At 68.7% G+C, this 22,454-nt stretch carries 23 protein-coding genes; 10 read left to right on the forward strand and 13 right to left on the reverse strand.

Going from position 1 to position 22,454, the window contains the following annotated elements; translation table 11 throughout:
- Positions 1–83: 83 nt before the first annotated feature.
- Entirely contained in the window at positions 84–581 is a 498-nt protein-coding gene (locus FEK34_RS08050) for a peroxynitrite isomerase (protein WP_138447218.1), read from the reverse strand.
- Between the two features lie 114 nt (positions 582–695).
- Here FEK34_RS08050 and FEK34_RS08055 point away from each other — a divergent pair, with 114 nt between their 5' ends.
- Positions 696–2,039, forward strand: coding sequence for a TIGR03118 family protein (locus FEK34_RS08055; protein WP_138447219.1), 1,344 nt, complete (start codon positions 696–698; stop codon positions 2,037–2,039).
- A gap of 23 nt (positions 2,040–2,062) precedes the next feature.
- Here FEK34_RS08055 and FEK34_RS08060 read toward each other — a convergent pair whose 3' ends face one another.
- Positions 2,063–2,416, reverse strand: a complete 354-nt coding sequence (locus tag FEK34_RS08060) for a winged helix-turn-helix transcriptional regulator (protein ID WP_249358857.1) — start codon at positions 2,414–2,416, stop codon at positions 2,063–2,065.
- Positions 2,417–2,487: 71 nt separating this feature from the next.
- Between FEK34_RS08060 and FEK34_RS08065 the strand changes: the two genes are divergently transcribed.
- The gene (locus FEK34_RS08065; RefSeq protein ID WP_138447220.1) at positions 2,488–3,261 is read left to right on the forward strand and encodes an SDR family oxidoreductase; all 774 of its coding nucleotides are present in this window, start codon (positions 2,488–2,490) and stop codon (positions 3,259–3,261) included.
- A 187-nt stretch (positions 3,262–3,448) separates the two neighbouring features.
- A complete protein-coding gene (locus FEK34_RS08070; RefSeq protein WP_249358859.1) occupies positions 3,449–3,877 on the forward strand; it encodes a DUF4254 domain-containing protein in 429 nt (142 codons plus the stop codon).
- A gap of 13 nt (positions 3,878–3,890) precedes the next feature.
- Here FEK34_RS08070 and FEK34_RS08075 read toward each other — a convergent pair whose 3' ends face one another.
- A complete protein-coding gene (locus tag FEK34_RS08075) occupies positions 3,891–4,388 on the reverse strand; it encodes a hypothetical protein (RefSeq protein ID WP_249358861.1) in 498 nt (165 codons plus the stop codon).
- Between the two features lie 281 nt (positions 4,389–4,669).
- Here FEK34_RS08075 and FEK34_RS08080 point away from each other — a divergent pair, with 281 nt between their 5' ends.
- Both FEK34_RS08080 and FEK34_RS08085 read left to right on the forward strand, forming a co-directional pair.
- Positions 4,670–5,485, forward strand: a complete 816-nt coding sequence (locus FEK34_RS08080; protein ID WP_138447221.1) for an ABC transporter permease — start codon at positions 4,670–4,672, stop codon at positions 5,483–5,485.
- A complete protein-coding gene (locus tag FEK34_RS08085) occupies positions 5,482–6,315 on the forward strand; it encodes an ABC transporter permease (protein WP_138447222.1) in 834 nt (277 codons plus the stop codon). The genes FEK34_RS08080 and FEK34_RS08085 overlap by 4 nt, the downstream gene beginning before the upstream one ends.
- Here the strand turns inward: FEK34_RS08085 and FEK34_RS08090 are convergent.
- From FEK34_RS08090 to FEK34_RS08100, 3 genes are all read right to left on the reverse strand, one after another.
- Positions 6,312–7,172, reverse strand: coding sequence for a helix-turn-helix domain-containing protein (locus FEK34_RS08090; protein WP_138447223.1), 861 nt, complete (start codon positions 7,170–7,172; stop codon positions 6,312–6,314). The genes FEK34_RS08085 and FEK34_RS08090 overlap by 4 nt on opposite strands.
- 209 nt (positions 7,173–7,381) lie before the next feature.
- Positions 7,382–8,074: a CE1759 family FMN reductase gene (locus FEK34_RS08095; protein ID WP_138447224.1), complete on the reverse strand. Its 693-nt coding sequence runs from the start codon at positions 8,072–8,074 to the stop codon at positions 7,382–7,384.
- 4 nt (positions 8,075–8,078) lie between these two features.
- Complete coding sequence (locus FEK34_RS08100) at positions 8,079–9,218, reverse strand: LLM class flavin-dependent oxidoreductase (protein ID WP_138447225.1); 1,140 nt, start codon at positions 9,216–9,218, stop codon at positions 8,079–8,081.
- 206 nt (positions 9,219–9,424) lie between these two features.
- On the opposite strand from FEK34_RS08100, the gene FEK34_RS08105 reads away from it, so the two are divergent.
- Positions 9,425–10,045 carry a TIGR03085 family metal-binding protein gene (locus FEK34_RS08105; RefSeq protein ID WP_138447226.1) on the forward strand — a complete coding sequence of 207 codons (621 nt, stop codon included), beginning with the start codon at positions 9,425–9,427 and terminating at the stop codon, positions 10,043–10,045.
- Positions 10,046–10,801: 756 nt separating this feature from the next.
- Complete coding sequence (locus FEK34_RS08110; protein WP_138447227.1) at positions 10,802–12,616, forward strand: acyl-CoA dehydrogenase; 1,815 nt, start codon at positions 10,802–10,804, stop codon at positions 12,614–12,616.
- Positions 12,617–12,687: 71 nt separating this feature from the next.
- On the opposite strand, the gene FEK34_RS08115 is transcribed toward FEK34_RS08110, so the two are convergent.
- Entirely contained in the window at positions 12,688–13,896 is a 1,209-nt protein-coding gene (locus FEK34_RS08115) for a cytochrome P450 (RefSeq protein WP_138447532.1), read from the reverse strand.
- Positions 13,897–14,348: 452 nt separating this feature from the next.
- On the opposite strand from FEK34_RS08115, the gene FEK34_RS08120 reads away from it, so the two are divergent.
- On the forward strand, positions 14,349–14,708 hold the full coding sequence (locus tag FEK34_RS08120) for a DUF4254 domain-containing protein (protein ID WP_138447533.1): 360 nt from the start codon (positions 14,349–14,351) through the stop codon (positions 14,706–14,708).
- Between the two features lie 85 nt (positions 14,709–14,793).
- On the opposite strand, the gene FEK34_RS08125 is transcribed toward FEK34_RS08120, so the two are convergent.
- The 6 genes from FEK34_RS08125 to FEK34_RS08150 all read right to left on the reverse strand — a co-directional run bounded on the left by FEK34_RS08125 (position 14,794) and on the right by FEK34_RS08150 (position 20,853).
- Positions 14,794–15,591 carry an ABC transporter permease gene (locus FEK34_RS08125; protein ID WP_138447228.1) on the reverse strand — a complete coding sequence of 266 codons (798 nt, stop codon included), beginning with the start codon at positions 15,589–15,591 and terminating at the stop codon, positions 14,794–14,796.
- A 2-nt stretch (positions 15,592–15,593) separates the two neighbouring features.
- On the reverse strand, positions 15,594–16,490 hold the full coding sequence (locus FEK34_RS08130) for a 2-aminoethylphosphonate ABC transporter permease subunit (RefSeq protein WP_138447229.1): 897 nt from the start codon (positions 16,488–16,490) through the stop codon (positions 15,594–15,596).
- A gap of 208 nt (positions 16,491–16,698) precedes the next feature.
- A complete protein-coding gene (locus tag FEK34_RS08135; RefSeq protein ID WP_138447230.1) occupies positions 16,699–17,880 on the reverse strand; it encodes an ABC transporter ATP-binding protein in 1,182 nt (393 codons plus the stop codon).
- Positions 17,881–17,907: 27 nt separating this feature from the next.
- Positions 17,908–18,981, reverse strand: a complete 1,074-nt coding sequence (locus tag FEK34_RS08140; protein ID WP_171048087.1) for a 2-aminoethylphosphonate ABC transporter substrate-binding protein — start codon at positions 18,979–18,981, stop codon at positions 17,908–17,910.
- Positions 18,982–19,036: 55 nt separating this feature from the next.
- Positions 19,037–19,717, reverse strand: a complete 681-nt coding sequence (locus FEK34_RS08145; RefSeq protein ID WP_138447231.1) for a phosphonatase-like hydrolase — start codon at positions 19,715–19,717, stop codon at positions 19,037–19,039.
- An 8-nt stretch (positions 19,718–19,725) separates the two neighbouring features.
- The gene (locus tag FEK34_RS08150) at positions 19,726–20,853 is read right to left on the reverse strand and encodes a TIGR03364 family FAD-dependent oxidoreductase (RefSeq protein ID WP_138447232.1); all 1,128 of its coding nucleotides are present in this window, start codon (positions 20,851–20,853) and stop codon (positions 19,726–19,728) included.
- A 156-nt stretch (positions 20,854–21,009) separates the two neighbouring features.
- On the opposite strand from FEK34_RS08150, the gene FEK34_RS08155 reads away from it, so the two are divergent.
- Together FEK34_RS08155 and FEK34_RS08160 are read left to right on the forward strand one after the other, a co-directional pair.
- On the forward strand, positions 21,010–21,711 hold the full coding sequence (locus tag FEK34_RS08155) for a GntR family transcriptional regulator (protein WP_138447535.1): 702 nt from the start codon (positions 21,010–21,012) through the stop codon (positions 21,709–21,711).
- A gap of 88 nt (positions 21,712–21,799) precedes the next feature.
- Positions 21,800–22,408, forward strand: a complete 609-nt coding sequence (locus FEK34_RS08160) for a TetR/AcrR family transcriptional regulator (RefSeq protein ID WP_171048088.1) — start codon at positions 21,800–21,802, stop codon at positions 22,406–22,408.
- The last annotated feature ends 46 nt before the right edge of the window (positions 22,409–22,454 follow it).

The raw sequence follows: 22,454 nt of genomic DNA on the forward strand, positions 1-22,454 counted from the left end.
CGTGTGCCGGACCGGAAATCGTTACTCGAGGCACGGCCGATTCGTGACCGCCTTGTTATCGAGTACGTTGTTTCGGGAAAGATTCACGCGCGACGCAATGTGGCGGACAGATGATGTTGCAGCGGTTCGCCCACCGCCGCCATGCGCAGCGTGTAGTCGATGACGTCGCCTGATTGCCGAATCGAGCGCCCGAGAGCGGTGACCGATTTCGCCGTGCCGCTGAGGCCGATATTCGTCGATTCGAATTCGAAGCGGATCTCGTCGGAGGTGACGCTCAGCGTGCCTTCACAGATTTCGGTGATACCCGTGGGATGGGCCAGAATCAGCTCGACGCGATCGGGCTGCGGACACCGCAGATATCCGGTTTCGGCGTGTAGCGGGCGGTTGTCGTCGGCGGCGCGGGTGCGTTGCCGATAGGTCAGGAATGGCCGGCCGATATGACCGAAGTGGATTTCCTCGAGGTAGTCGAACGGCTCGATCGTCGGATACTCGCCATGTCCTTCGCCGCGCCAGGTGCCGAGCAGTGGGGCCAGCGGGGCGATAGCGGGGTGGGGTGCGACGGGCGGCTGGGGTTCGACCACGGCGGTCAGCTTAAACCCATGGCCGAGACGATGTTTCCCGGCTCCCCGGTTTCTTACACGCTAAGGTGAGCGACGCCCGATGGGTGAGGGGCTGTGTTGTCGGAAGGGACAAGAATGCTGTACGGACACCGGGCCGATTCCGGTAACTGGCGCTCGCGCACGACCCTGCTGCGGGTGTCGGCGCTCGCCGCCGCGGTCGTGATCGCCGCGGCCTGCTCGGACTCCGATGCCGCGACCGGAGAGGTCGCGTTGGATGGCAACCGGTACGTCGTCACCGCGTTGGCATCCGGCGACAAGGACGCCCACGCCGCGGTCACCGTGTCCGACCTGGTGAACGCGTGGGGTTTCAGCGATCGTCCCGGCGGCCATTTCCTCGTCGGCGCGGGCGGCAAGGCCTTCGGTTTCCTCGGTGACGTGCGCTCGGCGGCGAAGCCCGAGCTGCACACGCTGTCCCAGGACGGCTTCGTGGCCATGACCGTGCCCGGCGCCGATGCCGATACCTCCGACAAGAGCGGCGGCACCGTGACCGGTGTGGTGGCGAATCCGGCGCCGCCGAACTCGGATGCGTTCGTCGTGCGCGATCAGCCGGTGCCGTTCGAGGGTGTGCCGCCGCTGCTGCTGACGGGCTCGGCGCGCAACATCATCGCCACCGATTCGGGCACGCTGTCGGCCTGGACCGATATCGCACCCGATGGCGCCGTCATCCGGCACGACGGTCCGGCCAACCTGGTCTTCGACGGGTCGGCGCAGAAGATGGCGTTCTATGGCATCGCGCTCGCGCCCTCCGGTGACAAGCTGCTGGCCGCCGATTTCGGTGCCGAACCCCAGGTGCGCACCTTCGACAAGAACTGGCAGCTGGTGCCGACGTCCGGATTCGCCAACCCCTTCGCCACCGGCGAGGCGGTCGACGCGGACAAGCCTGAACTCGGCCGCAAGGCGGTGCCGGGCGATCCGGCGCCGTTCAATATCACCACCATCGGCGACCGGGTATTCGTCTCGTACGCGGTGACCAGGCCCGATTCCGATGACGCCGAGCAGTTCGCGGTGGGCGAGCGGGAGGTGGCCGACGCCGACGGTGAAAGCGCGGCCGCGGGCAAGCCCGGTAAGGGCAAGGTCGCCGAGTTCGCGGCCGACGGTTCGCTGGTGCGCATCCTCGACGACGGTGGCAGGCTCAACGCGCCGTGGGCGGTCACCGTGACTCCGTCCACCTTCGGCCCGCTCAGCGGCAAGTTGCTGATCGGCAATACCGCTGGTGCCGGCCACATCCTGGCCTACGACGACACCACCGGCGAGTTCGTCGACTACCTCCGCGACACCGGTGGTGCCCCGCTGTGGGTGCCGGGCCTGCGCGGGCTCGAGTTCGGCGACGGCGCGTCGCTCGGAGATTCCGACGCCCTGTACCTGACCGCCGCGCCGACGCCGAAGACGGCGCACTTCTCCAGCATTCGCCTCAAGTGAGCCGTCGACTCGCCGAGTGGACCTCAGGTCCCACTCGGCGAGTCGGGGACCGTGGGTTGCCTGCGTTCGGCCCAGCGCCACAGCGGTTCCAGCGCCTCACCGAGTTCGACGCCCGCGTCGGTGAGCTCATAGGACTTGTCCGCGTTCTTGGTCACCAGCCCCGCGGCCTGCAGATTCTGCAGACGGGTCGACAACATGCTGGACGAGCAATTGCCCATCCGCCTGCGCAATTCGAGGAACCCGAGCCTGCCCGGTTCCAGCTCCCAGATCACCCGCAGCACCCAGCGTTGCCCGAGCAGGTCCATGGCGGCCAGCATCGGCGCGTCGGCAGGATCGTGCTGGCCGCGCGACGGCGTCGGCTCACTTGCGCTTCTCATTCAGAACTACGATAGTGATTCTAAATCAGAAGCACTGGGCCGGGATGCGGCGCGGACGGAAGGCAGGCGAGGTGGGCGAGACCGAGGCGAAGGCCGGACGGCGCACGGTTGTGATCACCGGCGCGTCGCGTGGCATCGGCGCCGAGACGGCCCGGGTGCTGGCCGCGGGCGGTGACCACGTCGTCATCAATTTCCGTGAGAAGCGCAAGCGGGCCGACGCCCTCGCGGCCGAGATCATCGCCGCCGGTGGTTCCGCCTCGACCGTGGGCGCCGACATCTGCGATGAGGCGTCCGCGCAGGCCATGATCGATGAGGTGGTGCGGCGGCACGGGCAGGTGGACGTGCTGGTGCTCAATGCCTCGGGCGGGCTCGAACGCGGTGCCGCACCGGACTACCCGATGACCATCAACCGTGACGCGCAAGTGCGACTGGTGCGCTCGGCGCTACCGCATATGCCCGCCGGGTCCCGGATCGTGTTCGTCACCAGCCATCAGGCGCACTTCCATGGCCGTAAGCCGGTGCCGGCCGACTACGAGCCCATCGCGGCGAGCAAACGCGCCGGTGAGGACGCGTTGCGCGCGATGATCCCGGAACTGGCCGAGCGCGGGATCCGGCTGCTGGTGGTGTCCGGGGACATGATCGACGGCACCATCATCGTGCGGCTGCTGGAGCGGCGCGACCCGGCGGCGGTCTCGGCGCGCCGAGATCAGGCCGAGCTGCCGACGATCGCCGAATTCGCCGAGGCGGTCGCGGCGGCGGCCTCGAGCACCGCGACGTCCGGGACCACCACCTACGTCGGCGGACCGGACTACCTGACCGGCGGACCGGAGCGCGTGTCCGCCTGAACCGCTGCCGGAAACCGGCGAATCGGGCGGCTCGCGGTTCGGTGACACCGAGAGTTGCGGAAAACGGTGACGGCTGCCGGGAAGTGGTGGACGCTATCGGGGTGAACGGTGCAGCGGGTCCGGGGCAGCGGCGACAGCCGGGGCCCGGCTCGCTACTGCGCCGCGCGGGCGCGAGGGTGCGGTGGTCGTGGTGATCCCGAGTAAAGAGCTGGTGCTCGCCGCCTGCCGCGGGCTGCCGCACGCTGATCACCCGATGCTCGACGCCGCAGGCGAGCTCACTCAACTGCACGAGCAACGCGAGCGCACCCCCGTGAGCGCCCTGGCGAAGCTGGACCGCAGGCGCGGTCAGCTGGTGCGGGCCATCGACCGCTGGGTGACGCTGGCGACGCCGATCCCGCACGGTTCGGCCCGGCTGCATTCGGAGACCGTCGGCAGCATCGTCGACCGCATGGCGCAGCTGACCGTCCAGGCCTTCGTGGCCTCGGCGCACGCTCCCGACACCGTGTACTACGACGCGTGGGTGCGTCTGCACGAGGTGGCCGACAGCTACCAGGACCTCATCATCGAAGTGCTCGACGGCAACCGCCGACTGCCCGACGCGGCGGGGGAGTGGTGAGCGGAGGCCGCAGCTAACGACCGCGGCCGAACAACCGGAACGAGCGTTGCTTGCGACGCGGCAGCGTCGCGTACACCATGGTCATTTCCGCGAACACCCCGGCGTCGCGTTCGCGCTCGGGGCCGAAATCGTCGCGGCCGAGCACATGCGCGACGGCGCCGGGCGACATCGACGACACCACCGAGGCCAGCGCCGGGGACAGTTCCGCGGCGGGCCCGTCCAGGTCGCCGTGCCCGAGCAGCATATGACCGACGGCGTGCAACACGATGTGCTCGGCATTGCGCCCCGATGCCGCCGCGTCGTAGACGATGATGTCGTCGTATTTGCGCGCGATCCACAGCCCGTTGCCGCCGCAACCGATATCGGCCAGGGCCGACCGATGGACGGGCTGCAACGACAGCGGCCTGCTCCGGTAGGCGGCCACCTGAGCGAGGTAGGCGTTCAGGTCCCACGGGTGCGGCAGCGGTACCGTCCGCGCCGCCTCACCCAACCGGGCTTCCATGCTGTTCATCGCCGAACACGTTACCGATCCGGACTTGTCCCGTCACCTTCGTGGCGGGCTCGCGCACGTCTGGCACGCCGAACATCTGCGGCTTCGAAACCGCTGGGCAGAAGCGGATTTCGGGTGGTGATCACACTGCGCCGAAGCGTCGTGCAGGCCGTCGTCGGCACGCGGGCAGTGGGAATTCACACGCCCGGACCGATGCGTCCACCACGCCGTGACCGCGAAGTGATGGCCGCGGGCGCCCGAACGGAGGACGATGAGCGAGTGTCGAGCACAGGACCGTGCTGGTGAGCGCGCCGACCGGGATCCGGACGGCGGCGCATCCGGGCGCCGTCCGGCAGTGGTGGGTGCTCACCCGCCGCCTGATCCGGCCGTCCTGGCGCAACGGCGAGCTGCTGACCGCGGTGCTCGCGCCGACGGTGTTCACCCTCGGCTTCTATGTCCCGCTGAACCTGGTGATGAGCTTCTACGGCCACGGACTCAGCAGTTACGCGCAGTTCCTGATGCCGATGATCGTGATGCAGTCGGTGGCCTTCTGCGCCGGCTCGGCGGCACTGCGGGCGGCCACCGATGCCCGTGACGGTTTGGACGCCCGATTCGGTTCCATGCCGATCGCCGCGGCGGTGCCGCTGGCCGCGCGGATGGCGGCGGCGCTGTACCGCACCGCGGTGTCGCTGGCCGCGGCGGTGGTGTGTGGCACGGTGATCGGGTTCCGGTTCTACGGCAGCTGGTGGCACACGGCAGGTTTCGTCGTGCTGGCCCTGCTGATCGCGGCGGCGTTCGCGCTCGGCGCGGACTGGCTGGGCCGGCTCACCCGCAACCCGGAGGCGACCACTCAGTTCCTGGTGTTGCCGCAGTTGATCCTGGGGATGGTGTCGACGGGATTCGCCCCGGCCGAGCAATTCCCGTCCTGGATCCAGGGTTTCGCCACCTACCAGCCGATCTCCCGGTTCATCGACGCCCTGCGCGCCCTCGCGGGTGACTCCACCGCCAACGCGGGCGCGGTGGACTGGCCGACCATGGGGCCGGCGCTGGCCTGGGTTTGCGGGTTGATGCTGGTCTTCGGCAGCCTGGCCGTCGCGGAATCGGTGCGCAGGCGATGACCACCGCGACGCCGGAGCCCACCCGGGTACACGAGCTGCCCAGGATCAGCGAATCCACCGAGTCGCTGCGCCGGGTGGTGCCGCAAACGCTGATCCAGACCCAGCGGCTGCTGCTGCGCTGGTGGCGTGATCCGCTCACGCTCATGCAGTCGCTGCTGTTCCCGGCGTTGCTGCTGGTGATATTGCAGACCGTGCTCGGACGCCAGATCTCGGCGTTCTCCGGTGCCAGCGCGCTCTACGGCTCGGTGCCGATGGTGGCGCTGGTCGGGGTGATGTCGGGTTCGCTGGCCGGGGCGATCACTCTCGGCCGCGAACGCGACGCCGGGCTGCTGGCCCGATTCTGGGTGCTTCCGGTGCACCGGGCCTCCGGTCTCGCGGCCCGCATCGTTGCCGAAGGTGTTCGCATCCTGACCTGCACGGTGGTGCTGTTCGCGGTGGGGGTGGCGCTGGGATTCCGGTTCGAGCAGGGCTTCGCGGCGGCGGTGGCGCTGCTGGGGGTGCCGCTGTTGTTCGGGCTCGCCTTCGCCACCGTGGTCACCACCGTCGCGGTGTTCGGTGCGAGAACGGCGGTGGTGGAGGCGATCTCGCTGGGCTCGTCGATGATGATGTTCTTCAGCACCGGTTTCGTGCCGTTGGCCGCCTATCCCGGCTGGGCGCGCCCGATCGTCGAGTACCAGCCGATGAGCCACGCCATCAACGCGATGCGCGGGCTGTCGCTGGGCGGGCCGGTGCGCGAACCACTGCTGGCGACGCTGGCCTGGTCGGTGGGCGCGATCGTGGTGTTCGCGATCCCCGCGGCGATCGGCTACCGCCGGGCCAGCAGGCGTTAGCTCAGGGCGCTCGCGGCCTCGGAGATCAGCGCGGCCGAATCGCGTGGGCTCAACGCCATGGCGCGCAGCTGATCGAAGATGACGCCGAAGCGCCGGATCTCGTTGTGCCCCTCGATCAGCGCGTCGCCCGCGATGCCCTCGACATACACCAGTTCCGGATCGGCCGGATCGTGGAAGTCCAGCAGGGTGAACGCACCGGCCATGCCCGGATGGGCGCCCGCGTCGAACGGCAGGATCTGCAGGATCACGTTCTTCTTCAACACTTCTTCCAGCAGCCGGTGCAGCTGCCCGCGCATGATCTCCGGTCCGCCGACCACCCGCCGGATCGCGGCCTCGTCCAGCACCACCCACAGCTCCAGCGGATCGTCCTTGGTGAGGACCGCGGCACGGTCCATCCGGGCGCGGGCCCGGCGCTCCATCACCGCGGCGTCGACCTTGGGCATGGTCGTGTCGATGACCGCCAGCGCGTACTGCTCGGTCTGCAACAGTCCCGGCACATAGGAGGTCTGGTAGTGCCGCGCCGACAGCGCCACGGACTCGAAATTGATATAGGCCGCATAGACTTCGGTGAGACTGGCCTCGTACGGCCGCGACATCCCCGGCTTCTGCGCATCGCTCAGCAATTCCAGCGCGTCCTTGCGGCGAGCCTCGTCGACGCCGTACAGGTCGAGCATCGTCAGCAGGGTGCGCCGTTGCGGCCGCGCCTGCGCGCGCTCGATCCGGTACAGCGTGGTCACGTTGATCCCGGTCTTGGCGCTGACCTCTTCCTTGGTGAGATTCGCCTGCTCACGCATCTCGGTCAGCAGCACCGACAGCCGCCGCAGGCCCGCGGTGAGGATGGTGCGCTTGCCCGCCATGACAACCCCTTCACTGCGCGGCCGCCCGCGGTCGCGTCATCGTTCCCGGCTCGTGGCGCGTCCGGCACCCACCGGGCTCAGCCCGTCCGCCGCCGATACCAGACGCGTATTGTCTCGAATCTACGACGTCGGAAGCGGTTCTACGAGCGGATGGGGAAGATACGGCGTACGGATCCGCGAGGCGGCCCGCTGCTGCGGCAGTGTCGGGTTCAGCTGCGCGGCACCAGGCCGGGCCGGTGATTCGGCGCCGCCACGTCGCCGGTATGGCCGGCCAGCAGCTCGGCGAACGGCGCGGGTGTGGCGAGAGTGTTCCCCGAGTGGCGTTGCCTGCGTGGTTGCTCCGGCACGAATCCGGCGACGGCGTTCTGTTCGGCGACGACGAGCGTCGCGAATTCCACCGCCGCCCGGCGCACCCGCTCGGCGAGCCCGGTCGATCCGAAATCCTCGGTGGCCGCGAAGATTCCGGTGGGCGTGACAACGGCGCGCAGATAGGTGAACAGCGGGCGCATGGCGTGGTCGAGCACCAGCGAATGCCGCGGGGTGCCCGCTGTGGCCGCGATCAGCACCGGCATGCCGTTGAGCGCTTCCGGATCGAGGACGTCGATGAACATCTTGAACAGGCCGCTGTAGCTCGCGGCGAATACCGGCGTGACGGCGATGACGCCGTCGGCGGCCGACACCTTCGCCCTGACCTCGGCGATCGCGGCCGTCGGCAGTCCACCGGTGATGGTGGTGGTCGCCAACTCGGTGGCCAGCTCACGCAGTTCGACCACCTCGAACTCGACGGCCTCACCGCGCGCGGTCACCGCGGCCGCGACGGCGTCGGCCAGCTGATCGGCCAGCAGCCTGCTCGACGACGGCTGCGACAGCCCGGCGGTGAGCACCACGACTCGTCGTGTCATCGCTTCACTCCTCGCTCGCGGCGGCGAGCACGCGTTCGCGCGCGGGCTCGACCAGGTGATGCGGTGCCTGCGGACCGGCCGCCACCAGGCTCGCGTGGGTGGGCGGATCGCTGGGCACGTGCGCGGGACGGCGCGCCTCGAACTCCCGGCGCAGCGTGGGCACCACCTCGCGACCCAGGATGTCGATCTGCTCCAGCACCACCTCGAGCGGCAGCCCGGCATGGTCGAGCAGGAACAGCTGACGTTGATAGTCGCCGACGTTGTCGGCGAACCCGAGGGTCCGCTCGATGACCTGCTCGGGGGTGCCGACGGTCAACGGAGTCAGTTCGGTGAACTCCTCCAGCGACGGGCCGTGCCCGTAGACCGGTGCGTTGTCGAAATAGGGGCGGAAGAACTTCTTGGCCGCGGCCTGGGTCTCGGCCATGAACACCTGACCGCCGAGCCCGACGATGGCCTGATCGGCGCCGCCGTGGCCGTAGTGCTCGAAGCGCTGCCGGTACAACGCCACCATCTGCGCGGTGTGCTCCTTGTTCCAGAAGATGTTGTTGTGGAAGAAGCCGTCACCGTAGTAGGCGGCCTGCTCGGCGATCTCGGGGGAGCGGATCGAGCCGTGCCAGACGAACGGCGGGGTCCGATCCAGCGGAGCCGGCGTCGAGGTGAAGCCCTGCAGGGGCGTGCGGAACTTGCCCTGCCAGTCGACCTTCGGTTCCCGCCACAGCCTGCGCAGCAGGTGGTAGTTCTCCACGGCCAGCGCGATGCCGTCGCGGATGTCCTTGCCGAACCACGGATAGACAGGCCCGGTGTTGCCGCGGCCGAGGATCAGGTCCACTCGGCCGTCGGCCAGGTGCTGCAGCATGGCGTAGTCCTCGGCGATCTTCACCGGATCGTTGGTGGTGATCAGGGTGGTCGCGGTGGACAGCTGCAGGTTCTGGGTGCGGGCGGCCACATAGCCGAGCATCGTCGTCGGCGAGGACGGCACGAACGGCGGATTGTGGTGCTCACCGGTGGCGAAGACGTCGAGCCCGGCCTCCTCGGCCTTCAGGGCGATCGCCACCATGGCCTTGATCCGTTCGGCCTCGCTCGGGGCGCGACCGGTCGTTGGGTCGACGGTGACGTCCCCGACAGTGAAGATTCCGAACTGCACGATGCCCTCCTCCTCTCGTCCACCGAGTTGGTGGACATGGCAACCAAGGGAACGCGGCCGGTAGCCGGGCTATTCCCCGGCGCTGTACGGCCCGCGCATGCGGTCGACCGCTGCTGTCGGGCCGCCCGTCGAATCGCCCTCTCACCGCCCGAGGGCGCCCCCGACGACGCCCCTGGCCGCCCGATGCCCGGTGTTAGGGTCGACACATGAGCATGGCTCGCCGCGAACGACAGGCCCTGGCCGAGGCGATGATCGCCGCCGGACCCGAGGCGCCGACCCTGTGCGGGGAATGGACCGTCCGAGATCTGGCCGCCCATCTGGTCGTTCGCGAACGCCGCCCGGACGCGGCGCCCGGCATCCTGATCAAGCGGCTGGCCGGCTACACCGACCGCGTCCAGGCCAAAGCCGCCATCCGCCCGTTCCCGGAACTCATCGACCAGGTCCGTACGGGACCCCCGTGGTGGTCGCCGCTGCGCCCGGTCGATGCCCTGGTGAACCTGTCCGAGATGTTCATCCATCACGAGGACGTCCGCCGCGCCGGCGACGAATGGGAACCCCGCGAACTCGCCGCCGCCGACCAGGACCAGCTCTGGAAACTGCTCACCCGCACCGCGCGCATGTCCTACCGCAACTGCCCTGTCGCCGTCGTCCTGGAAACCCCCGACGGCCGCAGAATCACCGCCCGCGCGGGCAGCGACGAGGTCGTGCTGTGCGGCGAACCCGCCGAACTGCTGCTGCATGCCTTCGGGCGTGATCGGGTGCGGATCGAAGCAGCCGGTGAGACGGTGGCGGTCGAGGCGGCGTTGACGTGTGATCGGAGTGTGTGAGTCACCGCCGTTCTGTAGGTAGAACGTCGTTCGGGTGGTGGTGCCGCGATCGAGGACGCGTGGCCCCGGCAGGTGGTCGTCCGGCGGTCGCATGTGGTTCGGTGACACCGAGATGAACATCGGTCGGATTCGCCGAAGCCATTGGTTTGCAGGAACTCTCGACGCTGCCGGATAGTTCCTGCTGGTCGCGCTCGGCTACTGCCGAGTAGCAGAATTCTGGTGCCTGCGGACCCCGCAGATCACGCGCCGAAGGGGTGAGTTTGTGGCACAATATCTTTCGTGTCTCAGTCTGGCCATAGCAACCTTGCAGCACCGGCGGTGTTGCAAGTTGCCGTGAGTATCCGGACAGTCGAGCAGAACGCACCGGTGCAGCCCTCCGATACCGAGCTTGCCGAACCGGAACCCCCGGACGGAGCGGATAGCTCCCCGGGACTCGGAGCTGTGAAAGGCCGAAACTCCTGCGGCCCAACACTATCGGTGCGTTACCACGCCTTGGTCTCGCCCGCCGACACGGCTTGGGGGTGGGTAGCGTAACCGGCCTCTCGGTGATCTCGCGCCGAAGGCCCGTAGTGCATTGAACTTTCCACAGGTCGATCTTCCGGACGCTGCGCTCGCTGTGACCGGTGGCTTTCGCGCGCGGTGACAGCGCGTTCGCGAGAGGCGCCGGTCAGGGCCTGTATCCGGCAGGCGGCCTGTTTCATGCCCAGCGGCGTAGACAGGGGCGCTTGGGATCGGAAATGAGAAGAAGGCAGAGTTATGGTTTCGCACGACAATGCGTATGCAAGCGACTTCGCGGATCTGTTGTTCGGCGACCGCCGAGCTGACGCTCAGCGGTACAACAAGATGTTCGGTGCGGACGCGTTCGACCAGGATTGGTGGGGGGCCACGCAGAACCCGGGAAAGCGGGCTTACGAACGCTATCTGCAACTGCTGCCTCAACTTTCGGCCACCGAAACCGCGACCGAACTGCTCGACCTGGTGGCGCTGCACGAACAGGCCACCGTTGTCGATCCGCACCTGGGTGCCCTGCTCACGGTGCAGGTGAACCTCGTGCTCGGAACGCTGCTCGAGCAGCACACGCGCACCGGTGAGGTCGAGAAGGCGCTGCAGGAACTTCTGGACGGTACGGCGGTGGGTGCCTACGTGCTCACCGAGGTCGGCCACGGCAGCGACCTACCGAACCTGGAGACAACGGCAACATACGACCCGGCAGACGGTGGCAGCTTCGTGCTGCACACCCCGACGGACTCGGCGGTGAAGTTCATGCCGACCACCGCACCGCCGCCGGTGGAGGGGATCGCCCGGTTCGGCATCGTGTTCGCTCGGCTGATCCTGAACGGGACCAGCCGCGGCAACTACCCGTTCCTGGTCCGGATGGCCGACGCCGACGGCACGCTGCGACCCGGCATCAGCATCCGCCCGCTGCCCGAAAAGCCCGGCCTGGGTATGGACAACGCGATCACGCGCTTCGACAATGTGCGGTTGAGCCGGGAATGCCTGCTGTCGCATACCGGCACCTACATCGACGACGACGGTGAGCTGGTCTCACCGATTCCCGCCGACAACCAGGTGTGGCGCGCGATCAGCCGGGTCCGGCTCGGCAGGATGTGCATCTCGGCCATGGCCGCGGCCGTGTCGAGGGCGGCCCTGGCCACCGCGGTCGAGCACGCCACCCAGCGCGATATCGCCGGCATGGCGGGCGGACGCCTCCGACTGGCCGATGTGCCCGCGCACCGCAGCCGGTTGCTGGACGCAGTGGCCGACACCTACGTGGCGGGCATGGCGGTGGAGGTGGCGCTGCGGGCGTTCCCGGAGGCGGCCGACGAGCAGGCGCCGCAGATCACCGACCTCGTCTCGCTGACCAAGTACCTCACCACCAACACCGCACTGCGGGTCACCAGCGAAGTGCGCGATCGCCTCGGTGCCCAGGGCGTCTTCGCGCACAACAAGATCGTGGAATACCGCGCGCTCCGCGACGCTGCCGCAACGGCCGAAGGCGACAGCTACGTCATCGCGTTGCAAGCGGCCTACCGGCGCCTGTCCGCGCCGGACGAGTGGACGCCGGGTCTCGGGGACAGCCTCGAACCGTGCGGTGTCGACACCCCTGACAACTGGTTGGCGTGGCTGTCGGCGCGTGAGGCCTACCTGCAGCATCAGGCCTTGGAGGCCTACGCCAAGGCCACCGGTGACCGGCAGGCTCGCTGGGACAGCATGTACGACCTGGCGCTCGCGGCGGCAGAGGCGCATATCGTCAACCTGTCGATCCGGGAACTCGCCGAGCGGGCCCGCGGACTGGCCGACGGACCGCGCAAGGTGGTGGAGAACCTCATCGTGCTGTTCGCGCTGCGTCAGTACCAGGCGCACGCCGCCGAGCTGCTCCCGGACGGTCCGCTGCCGAAGACGTCGAAGTCGCTGACGGAGATGCGCCGCGAGCTGCACGACCTGCTCGCTCCGCACCTCACCGACCTCGTCGACGCGTTCGAGCTGCCGAGCGGGTTGCTGCGCACCGCCTTCGGTGTCGATACCTACATCGCCCAGTACGCCACCGCGCTGGGCGCGGCAGCCGAATAGCCGATCGGACAGCCGAGCTGCCCTGACACCGGCCCCGGGATGTCCGAACGACATCCCGGGGCCGTCGCTCGTCAGCGGAAGTTGAGCGGCGGCGACGGGGTGAACCGCACCGGCAGCGCGGCCAGCGACCGGTGGAAAGGTCCTGGGCGCCAGGTCAGTTGGTCGGGCGGGCAGGCGAGCGCCATCTCGGGCAGCGCGTCCAAGAGCTGGTCGATGGCGTTCTGTGCCACCGGATAGGCGACGTCCTGCGCGGGGCAGGTGTGCGGACCGGTTCCCCAGGCCAGATGTGAGTTGTTGTCGGTGAATTCGCCGACGATCGCCGGGTCGTTGTTGCAGGCCGCCATGCTGGTGACCACCGGCTGCTTGGCGGGCAACCAGGTTTCATCGATCAGGATCGGCTGGGCGGGATAGGTGATCCCGAAGTTCGCCAGCGGTGGATCCTTGAACAACAGCTCGTTGAGTGCGTCGCGGGTGGTCAGCGCCGGGAATCCGGAGAACCGGTCGTCGCTGAGCATCAGCAGCAGCGTGTTGGTGATCAGGTTGGTCAGCGGCTCGATGCCGGCACCGTAGATCGTCACCAGCTGGTGCACGAGTTCTTCGTCGGTCAGCTCTGCCGAATGATGCACCAGCCGGGTGGTGACGTCGTCGCCTGGTTCGCGGCGTTTGAGTGCCACCAGGTGTGCAAGGGCGTTGGCGAACAGGGCGTTGCCCTCCTCGGCGTCGTTGCCCTCGAACATCATCGCCATGCCCTGGGCGACCTGCTGCCCGATATCGGCCGGGCACCCGACCATCGCGTTGAGTACAGCGAAGGTGAGCGGGAAGGCGTACTGGCTCAGCAGATCGGCTTCGCCGTCACCGCAGAAGGCGTTGATCAGCGGGATGGCGATCTGCTCGATGTCGTTGTGCAGACTGAACAGATTGATCGCCTCGATGCCGTCAACGCTCGCCTTACGGAAGCGCCGGTGCTCCTGCCCCGAACTGCGCAGCGCGTTCGGGCGGTATTCCATCATCGGCTTGACCGGGCAGTCGTTCGGCACGTCTTTCTGCCAGGCCCGTGGGTCTGCCGGAAAGTGCGCCTCGTCGTTGCAGATTCGGACAGCGGTGCTGTAACCGATCACCAGCGTGGCGGGAATGCCGGGAGACAGCTCCACCGGCACCAGCGAACCGTATCGACGGCGCATCTCGGCGTAGACCCGGTGCGGGTCGGCGGCGAACTCCTCGGAGTACATCGGGAATCGGAAGAGCTCGGTAGAGGTCGGGGCCGGGGTCTCATGCCACATGGCGGAGGACCGGGTGCGTGGTTCGTGTGGTGTGGTCAATGAGGTGACTCCATGTGTAGAACACGAATACGACGAACGTGCTGCCTGAATCCGGGCGGGTCCGTGCGCTGGCCCGGAGCAGCGCTGATCATACTCACCGACTCGGAGACGGGCAGCTGAACTGCCTCCCGCCAGTGGGGCAGACCGACCGTCCGGTACGCACAAAGTAGTTCGCAATATTGCGTTCTGAGGTCTTGTGTTCTTGCATCCGTAAGTGCAAAATCCTCCTATCCTTGTTGTGAACAAGCGATCCGATCCGGATAACCGAACAGAGAGCCAATCATGTTGGTACAAAGTGTGATGGTGTCGGGTGAGTTCGGGGTGTGGGGATGAGCGCGCCGACGGTGGGGGTTCTGCCGACAGCGCCGCAATTGTTGTGTGCCTTCCAGGGGCGGCGGTTCCAGGACCGCGAGATGTTGCGTTCGGCGCATGCGCTGGTCGAGCTGCATGAGCGCCGCGCCCAACTGCGTGATACGGCGTTGGTCGCCGAAATCGACTGTCGCAGGGTGGAACTCGTCGATGACATCAACGAGTGGATCACCCAGGAGGTGCCGCAGCATCGCAACGGCGCCACACTGCACACCGAGAGCCTCGGGGCGGTGATCGACCGGATGGCGCGCAGCTGGGTCAACGCCAACCAGGCCATCGATATCAATGGTGCGCGCAGCGACAACACGCACAAGCACTGGTATCACCTGGCCGAGCTGGTCGACGGTTACACCGATTTGATCGCCGAGGTGACCGGCGGGCGTCGGCGGCTGCCGGAGCAGTAACACCGCGGCCGCGTCCAGCCCTCTGGACAGTTGCTCGGTCGGCCGGTGGAGGTCCCGACGGACCTCCACCGGCCGCTGTCGTTGTTCAGCGCAGTGCGGCGCGGCCCTTGATCCGGCCGAGCAGGATGAGCGCGAGCAGGGTGATCAGCACGAGCACGGTGGTGCCCGCTGCGGCGTCGAAGACCTCGCCGCGATCGGTGAGCGCGAAGATACTGACCGGCAGCGTTTTCCAGGTGGCCGGGTACACCATGATGGTGGCGCCGAGTTCACCCATGGACAGTGCGACGGCCAGGCCCGCGGCGGCGCCGAGAGCGGGCAGCAGCAGTGGCAGCGTCACCTGGCACAGCACCCGGACCGGGCCCGCGCCGAGCGATTCGGCGGCCTGCCGGTAGGCCGGATCGAGGCGGTCGAGGGCGGCCGACACCGCGCTGAACGCGTATGCCAGCACCAGCACCGAATGCGCCACGATGACAATCCATTTGGTGCCGCCCAGCAACAGCGGCCGCTCGTTGAACGCGATCAGCACGCCGAGGCCGATCGCCACCGACGGCACCGCGACCGGCAGGTGGAACACCGCGTCGGTCAGCCGCCGCCACCACCGCGGCGCCTCCCGTCCCGCCAGGGCCGCCCAGGTGCCGAGCACCAGGGACACCGCGCCCGCCAGCAGCGCGGTTTGCACGCTGACCGACAGACTGGCCAATTGCTCACCCGACAGCGCTCGTTCGAGGTTGGCCGTGCCGAGATTCGAGGGCAGCGGCCCGGTCCAGCTGCCGGCCAGCGCCGCCGCGAACACCGTCGCGATGGGGGCGGCGAAGACCACCAGCACCACCACCGCGAACACCGCGAGTACCAGCGCACGTCCGCGCCCGGTCCACACCAGCATGCTCAGCGCTCCTTCCGGGACGGACCGGTGACCTTGGCGAAGATCAGCCGATACCCGAGATACAGGGTCAGCGACAGCGCGACCTGGACGGTGGCCAGCACCGCGGCACCGGGCAGATCGAAGGTGACGATGCCGCGGGTGTAGATCAGCGCGGGCAGGGTGATCACCCCTTTCGCGCCGGTGAACAGCACGATGCCGAATTCGTTGAGCGTCAACAGCAGTACCAGGCTGCCGCCGGCGGCGAGCGCGGGCCACGCCTCGGGCAATACCACTTGACGCAGCACCCGCCATGGGCTCGCACCCAGGCTCGCGGCGACGTCGAGTTGTTCCCGCGGCAGCTGGGCGAACGCGGCCAGCAGCGGACGCACCACGAACGGGGTGAAGAAGGTGATCTCGGCCAGGATCACCCCGGTGGGTGTGGTGAGGAAGTCCAGTGCCGGGCCGTCACGTCCGGTGATACGGCCGATGAGCGCGTTGACAGCGCCGGCCGTGCCGTAGAGGAAGGTGAAGGCGAGCGTGATCAGGAACGACGGCAGCGTCAGCACTGTATCGATGAGACGGCCGACCACGGACGCGCCGGGGAACGGGACGAACGCCAGCACGATCGCCAGGAAGGTGCCGAGCACCAGACAGCCCGCCGTCGAGCAGACCGCGATGGATATCGTGCGCCACAACGCGTCCCGGAAGGCCGCGGATCCGAGGACCTGCGACCAGGTGCCGGTGCCGCGACCGTCGGGGGTGACCGTCGATTCGGTCAGCACCCGCAGGATCGGGTACACCGCGATGACCAGCACCACCAGTACGGGTGGCAGGCCCCAGAGGATCGGGCGGAGGTGTCGCCGGGACCACCGCGGTGGGATGGTCTCGGCGGCAGGGCGATCGAGGACCGGCGCGCTCATCGGGCTCGCCTCGTTCCGAGAGCGGCGAACAGCGATCGGTGCGCCTGGTCCTGTGCGTCGGCGCCGGGGAGCGGCGTGGTCCGCGCGGTCGTCTCCTCGCCCGGTTCCGGGACGCCGGCCGAGCTCGGCGGCGTCCACGGAGCGCTCCCCGTCGCCATCGGTATGCGAACCGGAAGCTCCGATGCTGGTGGTTGTTTCGGCGATATCGTCATGACCGGCTCCCGCCGGTGCCGCCCATCGGCGGCGGAATGAGGACGCCCGCCGGATCGGGCAGCCCGACGCCGACCACCGCGCCCGGCTGCGTCTCCAGTTGTCCCGGGACGTCGGCGGTGAGTTCACCGGACAGCTCGTCGACGCTCATCCGCACCCGCGTGGACGCGCCGCGCCAGACCGCACTGAGCACCGTGGCGCGCAGTGCGCCGCGTTCGCCGGGCCCGATCAGGCGGATGGTGTGCGGCCGAACGCACAGCAGCGCCTCGGAATCCGGAGCCCACGCCGGTCGCCCGACACCCGGTTCCGGCGCCTGGGCACGCAGGGTCGCGGTGCCCGCGGTGACCAGCGCGCTGCCGCCGGAAACCCGGTTCACGGTGCAGGGCAGCAGGTTCGCACCACCCAGGAAGGCTGCGGTGAATTCCGATGGCGGGCGCTGCCACAGGTTCGCCGCGGTGTCGATATCGACCAGGCGAGCGTCCCGCATCACGGCGATGCGGTCGGCCAGCGCCAGCGCCTCGGTCTGGTCATGGGTGACGTACAGCATCGCCGTATCGGGCAGCGCTTGCCGAAGTTGTTGCAGTTCACCGAGCATGGACTGGCGCAGCTGTGCGTCGAGGGCGGCCAGCGGCTCGTCCAGTAGCAGCACCGGCGGCCGGATGGCCAGCGCGCGGGCGATGGCCACCCGCTGCTGCTGGCCACCGGACAGTTCGCGCGGCAGCCGCTTCGCGTAGCCGGCCATGCCGACCATCTCCAGGGCTTCGGTCACTCGGGTACCGATCTCCCGGCGCGGCACCCGATGCGCCTTCAGCCCGAAGGCCACATTGCCGTGCACCGTCATATGCGGGAACAGCGCGTAGGACTGGACGACGACGCCGATGCCGCGTTTGGCCGGCGACAGGCCGGTGACCTCGCGTCCGGCCAGCCGCACCGCGCCCGAGGTCGGCCGGACGAAACCGGCCAGGGCCTTGAGCGCGGTGGACTTGCCGGAACCGCTCGGCCCGAGCAGCGCGACGGTCTCACCCGCCGCCACCCGCAGCGAGAAGTCGGTCAGGGCGACGGTCGCGGTGCGGCCGCGGCCGTAACTGACGCCCACCCGGTCGAACACGATCGCGGGTTCGGCCGTGCCAGTCGTGGCCTTCGTGGTGGTAGTGGTCGTGAGCGCGTCACCGGCGGACATTGTCGGCTCCTGTCGTCGTCGGCGATCTCAACTGCCGGTGGCCCGCTGGTAGGCGGCGATATCGCCGTCCAGCTCGGTCAGCACCGTGTTCCAATCGACCGGCACCACCTCGACACCGGCCAGCAGGCTGCTCGGCGAGGGTTCGGTACCTGTTGGTGCGTTGCGCAACTCGGCGCGCGCCGACACCGCGAACGCCTCCGGTGCCAGGGTCTGCTGCGCGGGAGCCGACAGCAGGAACTCCATCAGCTGCTTCGCCTCGGCCTGGTGCGGTGCGGTCTTGCTCAGCCCCATGACATACGGAACCGCGACCGTGGAACGCTTCCCGTCGGCGGCGGCGGGGAAGAAGATGGAGAACTTCGAACCCTTGTCGGCGATGGTGGCCAGGTTCATCTGGATATCGCCGTTGGCGATGAGCAGCTCGGCCTTGTCGACTTTGGCCTGTAGTTTGCCGGTCGACGACGACGGGCCCACATTGTTGGCCTGCAACTTCGCCAGGTAGTCGAGCGCGCCCTGCTTGCCGAGCAACTGCTGCAACAGGATCAGCACGGCGGTGCCGTCACCGGCTTGGCCGGGTGTCGAATATTGCAGCTTGCCCTTGTATTCCGGCTTCAGCAGGTCGTCCCAGGTCAGTCCGGCGGTCTGGACCGACGGGTTGGCGATGAAGCACAGGTAGTTCTCGGCGAGGGTGACGTACTGGCCGTCGGGGTCCTTGTCGGCGTCCGGTACGGCGGCGGTATCGATGCCGCTGGCGGCGAGCAGGCCCGAGCTCTTCGCCTTCTGGATGAACGGCGGCAGCGTCACCAGGACGTCGGCCTGCGGGTTGTTCTGCTCCATGGTCACCCGGTTGACCACCTCGCCGGAGCCGGCCTCGACCAGATTCACCGCGATGCCGGTCTGCTCGGTGAACTCGGCGAACCGCTTGCCGTACCAACCGGCCAGGCCGTCGGCGGAGTAGACGGTGACCGATTTCCCGCCGGTGGCCTCGGCGCCGGTTCCGCCGCAGGCTGCCGTGAACGCGACGGTGGTGGCGGCGGCGACCAGCAGCGCGGTCCGGGACAGGGTGCGTGCCAGGCGTCGGCCCGGTGTATTCGAAGTACGCACGATGACTGCAACTTTCGTTCGAAGCGAGTGAGGAGTCGAAGGGACGGAGGAGGGATCAGTGCAGGATCAGGTCGGCGAACTCGCTGACCGACGCCACCACGTGGGTGGCACCGGCGCCGCGCAGTGCGTCCGCGTCGTGGGCGCCGGTGAGGGTGCCGGCCACGATCCGGGCGCCGGCGGCCAGACCGGTGGCGATATCGCTGGTGGTGTCGCCGAGCACCGCCACCCGGTCGACGGCGTCGGCGCCGAGGCGCAGCAGCGCGGTGAGCACCAGATCGGGGTAGGGGCGGCCGCGACCGGCGTCCGAGGGCGCCAGCGTCAGGTCGGCGAGTTCGTGCCAGCCGAGGGTGTCGAGCAGGCGGTCCTGGGTGCTGCGGCTGAATCCGGTGGTCAGCGCGACCTTCACCCCGGCGGCGCGCAGGGACCGGATGGTTTCGACGGCGCCGGGTATCGGGGCGACGTCGGAGTCGGCGATCAGTGCGTCGTAGGCGGTTTCGAAGGCGCGGTTGGCCTGGTGCGCCTTGTCCTCGTCGCCGAGCAGGGCGCGGAAGACGGCGATCTTCGACTGCCCCATGGTGTCGAGCACGTAGCTGCGGGCGCGGTCGCGTTCGGGGCCGTGGGCGGGGATCCCGGCGGCGGTTGCGGCCTCCTCGAAGGCGCGCAGCACCAGTCCGCCATCGGCGACGGTGGTGCCCGCCATATCCAGGACGGCGAGCTGAATGGTGGTGTCCGGCATGGTGATCCTCACAGGTTCAGCAGGTCGGCGGTCTCTTCGCCGAGCGCGGGTCCGAGGGTCATGCCGCGCCCGCCGGGCCCGGTCACCACCCAGATGTGCTGGTCGGCGCGGGCGCGGGTGACGATCGCGTCCGGGTCGACGCTCTGGCTGTACACCCCGGCCCAGCGGCGCACGATCGGCGGCAGCTTGCGGCCGAGCAATTCCTCGGTGACGGCGGTGAGGTGCTCGTAGGGCGCCTCGTCGACATCGAAGGGGAACGGTTCGGTGTACTCGTGGGTGTCGCCGATGGTCAGGCCGCCGTGCAGGCGCTGCACACACAGCAACTGCATCTTGTGCTCGGCGGCCGTGGCGGTTTGGGACTGCTCGCGTTCGAGTGCCTCGACCTGCGGACCGGCGAAACCGGGGTAGTAGCGGAAACTGTCGCCGTCGGCGATGGCGGTGGTGAGCGCCTCGCCCAGCGGCGCGGTCTGCATCATCTGCAAACGCACCCGGCGCACCGGCAGCTCACCGGCGAGATCACGGGTCAGGCCGGTGTGGGCGGCACCGGCGCACACCAGCGCCAGATCGGCCTCGAACGTCCGGCCCTGGTCGTCGCGCACGATCGCGCCGCCCGCGGTGTTCTCGACGGTCCTGGCCTCGGTGGCTGCGTGGAAGGTATAGCGGCCCGTGGCTTCCATATAGGCGCGCATCGCGGGCAGCGCTTGGCGCGACTCCACCGCCGCGTCGGCCGAACAATGCAGTCCGGCAAGGAACTTGCCGCGCAGCGCGGGATTGAGCGCACGCACCTGCTCGGGCTCGAGCAGTTCGAAACCGCGCTGCCCGGCGGTCGGGCCCGCGGCGGCGGCCTCGGCCACGGCCAGTTCGGCGGGCGTGCGCACCAGGGTCAGCGAACCGGACGGCCGGAAGCCGACACCGGGAACCCGGCCGCCGATCTCTTCCCACAGTTGCCGCGACCGCAGCGTCAGCTCGAGCTCCGCTTCCGAGCGCCCGGAGACCCAGACCAGGCCGAAGTTGCGTACCGTGGCGCCGCGGGCCTCGGGTTCGCGCTCCAGCTGCACGACCTGGTGGCCGCGCCCGATCGCGGCAAGGGCGTGCGCGGTGCCGAGGATGCCGCCGCCGATGATGACCAATCGCATGAGCCCATCGTGCACATTGGTCTAGACCGATGGGTGTGGGTCGGGCGAACGCTGGGTTAACAATTGGTATAGACCAATTGCGGGTACGCTGAGGGCATGGACACGACGGATGTGGCAGGCGTGGATTCCCGGTGGCCCAAGGCTTTTCCGACGGCGATGCCCAAGGTCGTCGGCAAGGCCTACCAGGTGCGCACCGAGATCGAGCGGATCCTCGACGACCTCGATGTCGGCGATCCGGTGCCCTCGGAGCGTGAACTCGCCACCCGGTTCGAGGTCGCGCGCGAGACGGTGCGCCAAGCGCTGCGCGATCTGCTGGTGGAGGGCCGCATTCGACGGCAGGGCCGGGGCACGGTGGTGTCGCGGCCGAAGATGGTGCAGCCGTTGGCCTTACAGTCCTACACCGAGGCGGCGCTGAGCCTGGGGCGGGTACCGGGGCGCTTGGTGGTCGACTGGCGCGACGTGCCCGCCGACGCCGATACCGCCCGCGACCTCGGCCTCGAGCCCGGCACCGAGGTGATGCATCTGGAACGGGTGCTGCTGGCCGACGGTGAACGCATCGGCCTGGAAAGCACCTATCTGCCGCTGGACCGCTTCGCCGGCTTGCGCGGCAGCTATGACCCGACCACGTCGCTGTACGCGGCCATCCGCGCCGCGGGCGTGGAATTCGCCGCCGCCACCGAGCGCATCGAAACCGTGCCCGCCTCCCCCCGTGAGGCCGCCCTGCTCGAATGCAGCACCGCGCTGCCGCTGATCCTGCTCAACCGGCGCAGCGTGGATCCGCAGGGGCGGCCCATCGAGCGGGTGCGGTCGCTGTATCGCGGTGACCGCATCGCGTTCGAGGCGCGACTGGAGCGGTGATGTCCGGCGCCGCGCTGGTCGGGAGCCGCTACCTCCGGCGCGCTGATCGAGCGCGGGAGTTCGCAGGATGAATCGGTACCGTGCAGATATGCCAGGAACGACCTCGCCTCGAGTGGGCCGCCCCCGCGATCGTGATGTGGATGCGGCATTGCTCGAGGCCGCCGCACGGTTGGTTGTCGAGCGTGGCTATGCCGCGTTGTCGCTTCAGGCGGTCGCTGACGAGGCGGAGACGAGCCGACCGGCCCTGTATCGCCGCTACGCCGACCGTGCCGAGCTCGTCATGGCCGTGCTGATCGATCGCTTCGGTTTGCAGCCGGGCGGGCTGGATCTCGGTGGCCTCGAAGCGGAATTGCTGGCGATCCAGCGGCATCAACGGGACCTGTTCACCGAACCGGTGCTGTGCAAGGCGCTGCCCGGGTTGCTGGCCGATCTGGCGAGCAATCCCGAGGCGGCCCGTCGTTTCCAGGAGCAGTTCCTCACTCCTCGCCGCGTCTCCACCGCCTCGATTCTGGAACGCGCGGTTGCCCGCGGGGAGATCGCGCCGGGCGTGGACCCGGAATGGATCTGCGATCTGATCACCGGTCCGATGTTGATGCGGGCGCTGGTGCCATCGCTCGGCCCGATCGATGACGAGCTGGTGCGGCTGACCGTCCGATCCGCGTTGGATGCGCTCGGCTACCGGGGTGGGCGTAACTGATCCGTCGATGTGGTTGACGCCACATTTTCCTGCCTCTACTCTCAAT

Source organism: Nocardia cyriacigeorgica (genome assembly GCF_005863245.1).
Lineage (GTDB): Bacteria > Actinomycetota > Actinomycetes > Mycobacteriales > Mycobacteriaceae > Nocardia > Nocardia cyriacigeorgica_C.

Excerpts from the sequence above, each read along its gene's own strand:
- FEK34_RS08055 (WP_138447219.1), top strand. The coding sequence starts at position 696 with ATGCTGTACGGACACCGGGCCGATTCCGGTAACTGGCGCTCGCGCACG.
- FEK34_RS08060 (WP_249358857.1), bottom strand. The coding sequence starts at position 2,416 with ATGAGAAGCGCAAGTGAGCCGACGCCGTCGCGCGGCCAGCACGATCCT.
- FEK34_RS08075 (WP_249358861.1), bottom strand. The coding sequence starts at position 4,388 with ATGAACAGCATGGAAGCCCGGTTGGGTGAGGCGGCGCGGACGGTACCG.
- FEK34_RS08085 (WP_138447222.1), top strand. The coding sequence starts at position 5,482 with ATGACCACCGCGACGCCGGAGCCCACCCGGGTACACGAGCTGCCCAGG.
- FEK34_RS08090 (WP_138447223.1), bottom strand. The coding sequence starts at position 7,172 with ATGGCGGGCAAGCGCACCATCCTCACCGCGGGCCTGCGGCGGCTGTCG.
- FEK34_RS08095 (WP_138447224.1), bottom strand. The coding sequence starts at position 8,074 with ATGACACGACGAGTCGTGGTGCTCACCGCCGGGCTGTCGCAGCCGTCG.
- FEK34_RS08105 (WP_138447226.1), top strand. The coding sequence starts at position 9,425 with ATGAGCATGGCTCGCCGCGAACGACAGGCCCTGGCCGAGGCGATGATC.
- FEK34_RS08110 (WP_138447227.1), top strand. The coding sequence starts at position 10,802 with ATGGTTTCGCACGACAATGCGTATGCAAGCGACTTCGCGGATCTGTTG.
- FEK34_RS08115 (WP_138447532.1), bottom strand. The coding sequence starts at position 13,896 with ATGTGGCATGAGACCCCGGCCCCGACCTCTACCGAGCTCTTCCGATTC.
- FEK34_RS08120 (WP_138447533.1), top strand. The coding sequence starts at position 14,349 with ATGTTGCGTTCGGCGCATGCGCTGGTCGAGCTGCATGAGCGCCGCGCC.
- FEK34_RS08125 (WP_138447228.1), bottom strand. The coding sequence starts at position 15,591 with ATGCTGGTGTGGACCGGGCGCGGACGTGCGCTGGTACTCGCGGTGTTC.
- FEK34_RS08130 (WP_138447229.1), bottom strand. The coding sequence starts at position 16,490 with ATGAGCGCGCCGGTCCTCGATCGCCCTGCCGCCGAGACCATCCCACCG.
- FEK34_RS08135 (WP_138447230.1), bottom strand. The coding sequence starts at position 17,880 with ATGTCCGCCGGTGACGCGCTCACGACCACTACCACCACGAAGGCCACG.
- FEK34_RS08145 (WP_138447231.1), bottom strand. The coding sequence starts at position 19,717 with ATGCCGGACACCACCATTCAGCTCGCCGTCCTGGATATGGCGGGCACC.
- FEK34_RS08150 (WP_138447232.1), bottom strand. The coding sequence starts at position 20,853 with ATGCGATTGGTCATCATCGGCGGCGGCATCCTCGGCACCGCGCACGCC.
- FEK34_RS08155 (WP_138447535.1), top strand. The coding sequence starts at position 21,010 with ATGCCCAAGGTCGTCGGCAAGGCCTACCAGGTGCGCACCGAGATCGAG.
- FEK34_RS08160 (WP_171048088.1), top strand. The coding sequence starts at position 21,800 with ATGCCAGGAACGACCTCGCCTCGAGTGGGCCGCCCCCGCGATCGTGAT.